General features: G+C 72.2%; 1 protein-coding gene. It reads left to right on the top strand.

All coding sequences use genetic code 11. From position 1 onward, the window contains the following. The coding region (locus ACR6JA_RS22970; RefSeq protein WP_494599808.1) for an ATPase, T2SS/T4P/T4SS family at positions 1-493 on the top strand (493 nt) is incomplete at both ends.

Raw genomic sequence — 493 nt, 5'->3', positions numbered from 1 at the left:
GTCGCCGCGCATGTCGGCGCGGAGGTGCATCGCGGCCAGCCGCTCTTGACCGCCGAGTTGCCGGAAACCGGCGAGCGTTTCGAGGGCATCCTGCCTCCGGCCGCCCCGGGGCCAGCCTTCGCGCTACGCAAGCGGGCCGTGAGCATCATCGGCCTGGATCGCTACGTGGCCGACGGCATCCTGACCGCCGGGCAGGCCGAGTTCCTGTGCCGCGCCGTGCGCGAGCGGCAGAACATCCTGATCGCCGGCGGCACCAGCACCGGCAAGACCACGCTGGCGAACGCGCTGCTGGCCGAGATCGCCGCCACAGGCGACCGCGTGCTGGTGCTCGACGACCCCATCGAGCTGCAATGCGCGGCCCGCGACCATGTGCCGCTGCGCACCCGCGCCGGCGTCGTCACAATGACCGAGCTGGTGCGGGCCACGATGCGCCTGCGGCCTGACCGCGTGATCGTCGGCGAAGTGCGTGGCGGCGAAGCCCTGGACTTGGTGA

Source organism: Cedecea sp. B1(4) (genome assembly GCF_059414925.1).
The sequence above is the reverse complement of the archived record's forward strand: the minus strand, read 5'-3'. Positions and strand labels throughout refer to the sequence as shown.